The sequence below is a fragment of the Rhodococcus sp. H29-C3 genome (assembly GCF_030063405.1).
Taxonomy (GTDB): Bacteria; Actinomycetota; Actinomycetes; order Mycobacteriales; family Mycobacteriaceae; genus Rhodococcoides.
This window is the reverse complement of record NZ_JASITC010000039.1, coordinates 1-6541: the sequence shown is the minus strand read 5'-3', so window position 1 is coordinate 6541 and position 6541 is coordinate 1. Positions and strand designations below refer to the sequence as shown.

General features: G+C 62.7%; 11 protein-coding genes and 1 pseudogene. 3 read left to right on the top strand and 9 right to left on the bottom strand.

Features of this window, described 5'->3' with window-relative positions; all coding sequences use genetic code 11:
• Nucleotides 1–100 precede the first annotated feature (100 nt).
• Together QMK32_RS24935 and QMK32_RS24930 are read right to left on the bottom strand one after the other, a co-directional pair.
• A pseudogene (locus QMK32_RS24935) lies at nucleotides 101–289 on the bottom strand (IS3-like element IS987 family transposase); the annotation flags it as partial.
• Between the two features lie 219 nt (nucleotides 290–508).
• The gene (locus QMK32_RS24930) at nucleotides 509–658 is read right to left on the bottom strand and encodes a hypothetical protein (protein WP_283478250.1); all 150 of its coding nucleotides are present in this window, start codon (nucleotides 656–658) and stop codon (nucleotides 509–511) included.
• Between QMK32_RS24930 and QMK32_RS24925 the strand changes: the two genes are divergently transcribed.
• Complete coding sequence (locus QMK32_RS24925; RefSeq protein ID WP_283478249.1) at nucleotides 657–1061, top strand: VOC family protein; 405 nt, start codon at nucleotides 657–659, stop codon at nucleotides 1059–1061. The two genes, QMK32_RS24930 and QMK32_RS24925, sit on opposite strands and share 2 nt — an antisense overlap.
• Entirely contained in the window at nucleotides 1058–1345 is a 288-nt protein-coding gene (locus QMK32_RS24920) for a winged helix-turn-helix transcriptional regulator (protein ID WP_283478248.1), read from the top strand. The genes QMK32_RS24925 and QMK32_RS24920 overlap by 4 nt, the downstream gene beginning before the upstream one ends.
• 73 nt (nucleotides 1346–1418) lie before the next feature.
• Here QMK32_RS24920 and QMK32_RS24915 read toward each other — a convergent pair whose 3' ends face one another.
• Complete coding sequence (locus QMK32_RS24915) at nucleotides 1419–2261, bottom strand: AraC family transcriptional regulator (RefSeq protein WP_283478247.1); 843 nt, start codon at nucleotides 2259–2261, stop codon at nucleotides 1419–1421.
• A 100-nt stretch (nucleotides 2262–2361) separates the two neighbouring features.
• Here QMK32_RS24915 and QMK32_RS24910 point away from each other — a divergent pair, with 100 nt between their 5' ends.
• The gene (locus QMK32_RS24910) at nucleotides 2362–2889 is read left to right on the top strand and encodes a VOC family protein (RefSeq protein WP_283478246.1); all 528 of its coding nucleotides are present in this window, start codon (nucleotides 2362–2364) and stop codon (nucleotides 2887–2889) included.
• A gap of 185 nt (nucleotides 2890–3074) precedes the next feature.
• On the opposite strand, the gene QMK32_RS25500 is transcribed toward QMK32_RS24910, so the two are convergent.
• The 6 genes from QMK32_RS25500 to QMK32_RS24885 all read right to left on the bottom strand — a co-directional run bounded on the left by QMK32_RS25500 (nucleotide 3075) and on the right by QMK32_RS24885 (nucleotide 5999).
• Entirely contained in the window at nucleotides 3075–3329 is a 255-nt protein-coding gene (locus QMK32_RS25500) for a DUF3024 domain-containing protein (RefSeq protein WP_502943765.1), read from the bottom strand.
• Nucleotides 3330–3639: 310 nt separating this feature from the next.
• On the bottom strand, nucleotides 3640–4095 hold the full coding sequence (locus QMK32_RS24905; RefSeq protein ID WP_283478244.1) for a tetratricopeptide repeat protein: 456 nt from the start codon (nucleotides 4093–4095) through the stop codon (nucleotides 3640–3642).
• Between the two features lie 56 nt (nucleotides 4096–4151).
• Nucleotides 4152–4517, bottom strand: a complete 366-nt coding sequence (locus tag QMK32_RS24900) for a VOC family protein (RefSeq protein ID WP_283478243.1) — start codon at nucleotides 4515–4517, stop codon at nucleotides 4152–4154.
• A gap of 62 nt (nucleotides 4518–4579) precedes the next feature.
• Nucleotides 4580–5179: a DinB family protein gene (locus QMK32_RS24895; protein ID WP_283478242.1), complete on the bottom strand. Its 600-nt coding sequence runs from the start codon at nucleotides 5177–5179 to the stop codon at nucleotides 4580–4582.
• Nucleotides 5176–5649 (bottom strand): SRPBCC domain-containing protein, encoded by a 474-nt coding sequence (locus tag QMK32_RS24890; RefSeq protein ID WP_283478241.1) that lies wholly within the window; start codon nucleotides 5647–5649, stop codon nucleotides 5176–5178. Before QMK32_RS24890 ends, QMK32_RS24895 begins: the two co-directional genes overlap by 4 nt.
• The gene (locus QMK32_RS24885; protein ID WP_283478251.1) at nucleotides 5646–5999 is read right to left on the bottom strand and encodes an ArsR/SmtB family transcription factor; all 354 of its coding nucleotides are present in this window, start codon (nucleotides 5997–5999) and stop codon (nucleotides 5646–5648) included. The genes QMK32_RS24890 and QMK32_RS24885 overlap by 4 nt, the downstream gene beginning before the upstream one ends.
• Nucleotides 6000–6541: the final 542 nt, after the last annotated feature.

Genomic DNA, 6541 nt, shown 5'->3' with positions numbered 1-6541 from the left:
TATTGCAGCCAAACTGAACAACCGTCCACGAAAGTGCCTTGGATTCAGGTCACCCGCAGAGTGCCTTGCCGGGGAGCTTGTTGCGTTGACAGGTTGAATTTAAGGACGCCGCCTTCAATATCCCGTTGGCCCGTTTGAGTTCGGCGTTCTCCTGACGCAACTTCCGGATGACCTCGGCGTCGGCGCGTAACTCGACAGTGCCGCCGGGGCCGTCGACGGGCACCTTCCGAACCCACTGGCGAACGGTCTCAGCGGCACCCACGCCGAGCAAATCCGCGGTCTTGCGCATCGCCGCCCACTCGGTATCGCCCTGCGCCACCAACCGGGCCACCATGTCCACGGCGTCCTTCTTCAATTCCGCCGAGTACCGCTTCGATCCTGCTGCCATGAGGTTTCATCTTTCCCTGAGACGAACCCTCCGGAAACACCGGGACGGATCAGAAAGATATCTGAGGCAGCTGCTGAGCGCTAACCGTGTCAACGGCAAAGTGGTGTGAATGGCGGTGTTCTACACGGGGTTGGCCACTGATCCGGCCAGGAGCTCCACGGCCTCAGCGAGCAGAACGGCCAGATAGCCCGCCTCCTCGCTGACGCTGAGCTGGAAACGGGGTGCATGAACCTTGACGACGCACTTGTATTTTGCAAGTATGAGCGGCATGAGCCTTTTCATCACATGCCCAGTCGAGAACGTCGAACGCGCGACCGCCTTCTATGCCAGCCTCGGCTGGACTCTCAACGCCGAGATGTCCGATCACAACGTGTCGTGCTTCGCGATCGCTCCCGAGCAGTACGTCATGCTTGGCAGCCGTGAGATGTATGCGAGCGTCGGCGGCGTCGAGGAGCTGGTCGGTGGACCACACACCCCCTCGAAAGTCACTGTCTCGTTCGACCTCGGCAGCCGCGAGGCGGTCGACGAGCTCGTCGAGCGTGCCGGCGCGGCCGGCGGGCGGATCGGTGACACCGACGACTACCCCTTCATGTACCAACGTCAGTTCGACGATCCCGACGGGTATCACTACTCGCCGTTCTGGATGAAGCCGGACGTCGATCCGGTCATGTGAGCGACCTCGCCGCGGCCCTCAACGTCATCGGAGCGCGGTGGGCCCTACTGATCGTGGAGCGGCTGCTCGACGGGCCGCAGCGCTACGGAGATCTGCAACGCGACCTCGGAGTACCGACGAATATGCTCGCGACCCGGCTACGCGAGCTCGAAGCGGCTGGCGTGCTGACCCGCCTACCCCTGCGGCACAACACCCGGGCCTATGCGTTGACCGATCGCGGGTTCGCCTTGCGCGAGGCTATCGTCGCGCTCGGACGCTGGGGAATGACGGACACCGCGCTGTGATGTCGAGGAGGTGTCAGTCGGGTGCGTACAGCTCAATGGATACTTCGGCAAAGGCGCACCGGGGCTCCAACACTCAGCCAGCCGCGTCGCCGCGATAACGGCTAGGCGTAATGCCGAGGGTGGTGCGGAAGTCACGGGTCAGGTGGGCGTGATCGCTATAGTCGAGTTCTGCCGCGAGGGTTGCAATGTCGAGTGTCGCGTCGAACCGGAGCCGTTCAGCGGCTTCCTGCAGTCGACGACGCCGGATCAGCGCGCCCACCGAAACGCCGAGGTAGCGACGTGCCAGCCGCTGGACGGTCCGCACCGAAACTCCCACCTGCACAGCCGCGTCCTGCACCCGCAGGACCTCGCGGTCTAGGTCGATGACGTCGGCGAGTCGGTTAGCCAGCAACGCCTCCTCGTCGGGCGCTGGGCCGCGATCGGCCAGCCAGGTCGTGAACGCGTCGACCGATCGGCTATGGCGTTGCTGCGCCGGGCCCTGACCACACATGGCTTTCACCACCGGATTGCGCAGTTCAGGCAGGGCGAGGGCGAGGTACTGATCGACCAGCGCCAGCGGGTCTTTGGTGAACAGGGGCACCGCAGCGGGCCGCAGCAGAGCACCGACGGCCCACCCACGGCCGGTGAGGTCGCGATACGAGGCTCGTGTTGTCGGCCCGGATAACCCGACCATGTCGGGCGGTGCGAGGTCCCCGCGCTCAACGACGAGGTTCAACGCAGGAAAGGCAATCAGGTGCTGGCGAGAGGCCCGACCGTCGGGCAGATCCCACTCCGGTATCCAGAACCACCGAACCAGGTCGGCCACTGCCGGCGGCGAGCTGACCCTGCGAAACGTCGGCAACCGCGCGGGGTACAGCACACCCCGGCCACGCCCGGCGCACTGCTGACTGTCTCGCGACGTCGGGTCACCGTCCATAGGCGAGAGCCTACGACCCATCACCGCGCGAAACGGACGAATGGAGGGGTGACGCGAATCTTCAAGCCAGGCCGGGCGCGGCAGGCCTAGTGTCGTAGCCATGACCAGCGACAGAGAAGGCCAGACCGACAGCAACTTTGGTGTATCCGGTACATACGCCACCGATGGTAAGCCGCACGGGGTGTCCGCGCTGACACCGTTCTTGGCAGTGCAGAACGCGCGGGAAGCTATCGCGTTTTACCGGGACGTTTTTGGTGCCCGCGTGGTCGACATTACCGAGATGGGCGGAGTGGTAGCCCATGCTGTGCTCGACCTCGGCGACGGTATGTTGCAGCTCGGCGAGCCCAACCCGGCCTACGGTCTGCTCCCCCCACCACACGGCGAAAGCGGTGACGGCGCGTGCTACTCGCTAGGCCTGTACGTCAAAGACGTCGACGCGGTCGTCGCGCGGGCAGAGGCCGCCGGGGCCGTCGTCCGCGAGCCTCTCATGAACTTCGTCTCAGGCGACCGATTCGCGAGCCTGCGTGATCCCTTCGGAGTGCGCTGGTCAGTGATGAGCCGAATCGAAGACCTCTCCGAGGAAGAGTCCGCGCAACGCGTCGCCGACTGGGCAGCGACCCAGGGCTGAAAGTCCCATCCCCGTATCTGGATTGCCAACCGGGAGGAAGGCCCTGGCGACGTGCGAGTCGGGTGGAACCATGATGGACCCACGAACGCGGCCCCGACATCCGAGGGCGTGTTCCGAAGTGTGCGATGAATCGCCTCGTAGGGGGCGACCGTTGAGTATTCGAGGGCCGCATGGAATCTTGGCGGTCAACCGCCGCGCGGGTGGCTGTGACAGGGTGAAATGGCCCCGATAGGACGGGGCGAATTCCAGTGAACGTTCGACTTCGTATAACGCAACCGGGCGATCGGGAACCGCGACCACTCCGGCCCGAAATCAGGCTGCCACGGCGGCCGACACTCCACAATTGTCAGACGCCGGTCGCCGACGTCGGCCTCCACACGAACCTCATTACGGAACGTATCCGGCTCCCGGGCCCGACAGCACCGTTGCACCCGCGCCACATCAATCTCCGGCAACCCCGTCACACCACTAGTCTCAACTACATCTTGTTGCGACGTTCACTGGAATCTGCCCGGTTTGATCTGGCTCCACCTCGCGACTCTCCTGGTGTGTTGTGTCACTGGCTGATTAGTTTTTCGTGCGGTGGTGATCTGTACGTTGGATACCCCGGCGTGCTCGCGACGAGGTACGAGACCAGACGCTGAATAGACGCAGACACGCCGCGAAAATAGAAGTAGGCAACCCGACTGCTGATCGGCGTGGCGCGGGTGACCCAGGGATCCGTTGGCCGTTAGGTGGATTGGCGCCCGCTCACCCCAGCCTGTCTGCAAGGCGATCCAACCCACCGGTGATCATCTGTCCGTAACCGTCGTTGTTGAGTGCGTCGATCGACGCCCGGCCGTGGTCGAGATGTTCACGCGCTTTGTCGATCTCGCCGAGTTTGCGGTAACACTCGCCGAGGTTGAGGTGCAGCGAAGGATAGAAGCCGGCGACCGAACCATCCACACCGCCACGGGCCACGCGTTCGTTGGTCAATAGATCCGCCGCGGTGAGTGCCTGCAGGTCCCACGCCAACTCCTCGTGCACGTCCTCCTGCACGTCAGCCATCGAATGCGCCAGCGCACAACAGTGGAACGGGTCACCGGCTTCGCCACCGATCTCACCCCACACCTGGGTGAACAGATCGCGTGCCGCACCGCGCTCGCCCTGTTCGCGCAGCGCTATCCCTGCCCCGATACGGGCCATTACTGCATCCGGTTCAGCCACCAGTTGCTCTCCCTTATAGTCCGGCACAACTGTAATCGTCACCACCGACGGGGGACTCAGCGATTCATTTGCTGCAACGCCCATGTGTTGCCATCGGGGTCGCTGAAGTAGGCGTATTTGATGCCGCCCATGTCGGTGACGTCGGACACGTCGACGCTGTTATCCGCCAGCTGTGAACGCGCGGCGTCGATGTCGTCGACGACGAGGTGTAGGCCTTGCACGCGCGGAGCGTCAGGGTCGCTGATTCCGACACCAATCACGATGGAACACGCCGATCCTGGGGGAGTGAGCTGAACGACGCGCATTCCATTGCCGGGTCGGACGTCGTGGTCGAGGGTGAACCCCATCTGGTCGACGTAGAAGCTTTTCGTGCGCTCGACATCTGATGAAGGCAGTGGAACGAGTTCAAGACGCATGTGCATAACAGAATTCCTTACCGAGTGGTGGACGAAAAGTTTGATCTCGATCAAGTCCCGCGGATGGGCTATCGAGGCGACCGAGACGGCGCTGGACTCCATTTGGGGTCTCTGCCGATAAACCCGACCAACCGCGTTACCGGGTCGGCGTCGTCGGGTACGTGGAAGGCCGGACCGAATTGGCCGGATAACCGCATCAGGTCTTCGATTCCGGACATGCCCTCGAGCAGTTGAGCAGCGTATCCGCCATCGAGCTCGGGCGTGTGCCCGTTTGCGGCCACAAGGTCCCAGGTGTGCATGAATACGTCGGCGGTGTAGAACTGATCGATTGCATCGGCGAGGCGGTGTGCGCCCACCATCGGATGGCTGAATTCGGTGTCTGGGGGCGAGTCGTCGAGAAGGGATTGCACTGCGCCGACGTGGGCCTGCCACGCCGCGGATGGGTCTGCTCCCACGTCAGGTCCGGGCGGTAGCTCCTGCCCGCCGGCGCTGAGGAATTCGGTGAACCAGGTGATCAGGTGATCGACGATATCGCGGGTGACCCAGCCATCCACGGGAGTCGGAGCCTGCCAATCTGAGACGGCTGCAACCTGTTCAGTGAATTCGGTGGCCACAGCACGGTGGCGGTCGGCGGGGTTGAGCTCAGCGAGGTGTTTTTGCTTGTTCATAGTTCTCCAAGGATCTTGTCGAGTTTGGCGTAGCCCTGGGTCAGTCCGGTCTTCATTCCCGATGCCAGCCACGCGTCTCTACCCGAGAAGCTGTCGACCAGCGATTGGACATGAAGGCGGGTACGGCCCTCGCCGAGGTCCTCAAACCGCAACGTCTGCAGTGACACATCGTCAGGCAAGCCCTCGAAGGTGAACGTCTGCACGATCTCGTGCTCGGCGATGGTGTGGAAGCACCCGCGGAATCGATACTCGTCGTCACCACGCGCGGTATAACGCCAACAACCCCCATTGCGGGCATCCCATTCCAGTATTTCGATCTTCATATTGTCGGGCCCGACCCAGCGGGCGAACAGTGTCGGATCTGTGTGTGCTGTCATCAATTGCGCAGGTGTGGCCGAGAACTCGCGGCGAATTCGGATGATCGGGACCTCCGTATCGGCTTCGACGTCAACCTCGTGCAGGGTGTTCATGACGCGGAGTCCTCTCGTTTCGGATGGGTGGACTCATTCATCTGCGCCAGCACATCGTCGAGGCGCTCGTAGCGTTCTTCAGCTTGGCGGCTGAATCTATCGATCCACTTGGTCATCAGATCGAAAACCTTCGCCTCCAAATGCGCCGGGCGGGTTTGCGCCACCCGACTTCGGGTGACCACCCCAGCGTCCTCGAGGACTTTGAGATGTTTCGACACCGCCTGCATGCTGACCGTAAACGGTTCGGCGAGCTGGCTGACGGTGGCATCAGACACCGCTAGCCGCGCGATCATGTCGCGGCGGATCGGATCACTCAACGCCGACAACACTCGCGATAACTGATCAGTCACCCTGGTCTCCAACCCGTCGATTGAATAAGCGTGCATCAACTATCGACCGGTTGTCAACCGACTGGTTGCATTGGATCGTCGCGGTCCGCCCATGACTCGCGGCACCACGCGAATCCACCGTCGAAGACCTCGCAGGGATCGGATGGTAATTGCTTGCTCATCGTCCGGTCGCACCCTCCACATGGCCACCAACCCCGCGCTGCCCAGCCATGGACTCCACCTTGGGGTCAGACTCCACGACAACTCAGCCTCAGCTAAAGCGAACATCAAAGGACACACTGAGGCTGAGGCACTACACAACCACCGTCCGCGAAACGTATTGCTGCGCTATCTATTTACAAAGTCCTGCAGCCCGCTCGCGGGATGCTTGTCCTCACGGAGCGGGGTTTGGCGGGTCCAACACCGCCGCGACGTATGATCCGTCCCGGCATTTCCGGAGGGCTCACTGTGTGAGTGCCTCCTCCGGACTGAGGATGCGCGTCCGATCGTAGTGGAGTTGCTCGGCGTGGTCGGGTGTGAGGTCATGGCAGTAGCTGTGGGGG

Coding starts and splice junctions, on each gene's coding strand:
- QMK32_RS24910 (WP_283478246.1), top strand. CDS start 2,362: ATGACCAGCGACAGAGAAGGCCAGACCGACAGCAACTTTGGTGTATCC.
- QMK32_RS24895 (WP_283478242.1), bottom strand. CDS start 5,179: ATGAACAAGCAAAAACACCTCGCTGAGCTCAACCCCGCCGACCGCCAC.
- QMK32_RS24890 (WP_283478241.1), bottom strand. CDS start 5,649: ATGAACACCCTGCACGAGGTTGACGTCGAAGCCGATACGGAGGTCCCG.
- QMK32_RS24930 (WP_283478250.1), bottom strand. CDS start 658: ATGCCGCTCATACTTGCAAAATACAAGTGCGTCGTCAAGGTTCATGCA.
- QMK32_RS24925 (WP_283478249.1), top strand. CDS start 657: ATGAGCCTTTTCATCACATGCCCAGTCGAGAACGTCGAACGCGCGACC.
- QMK32_RS24915 (WP_283478247.1), bottom strand. CDS start 2,261: ATGGACGGTGACCCGACGTCGCGAGACAGTCAGCAGTGCGCCGGGCGT.
- QMK32_RS24900 (WP_283478243.1), bottom strand. CDS start 4,517: ATGCACATGCGTCTTGAACTCGTTCCACTGCCTTCATCAGATGTCGAG.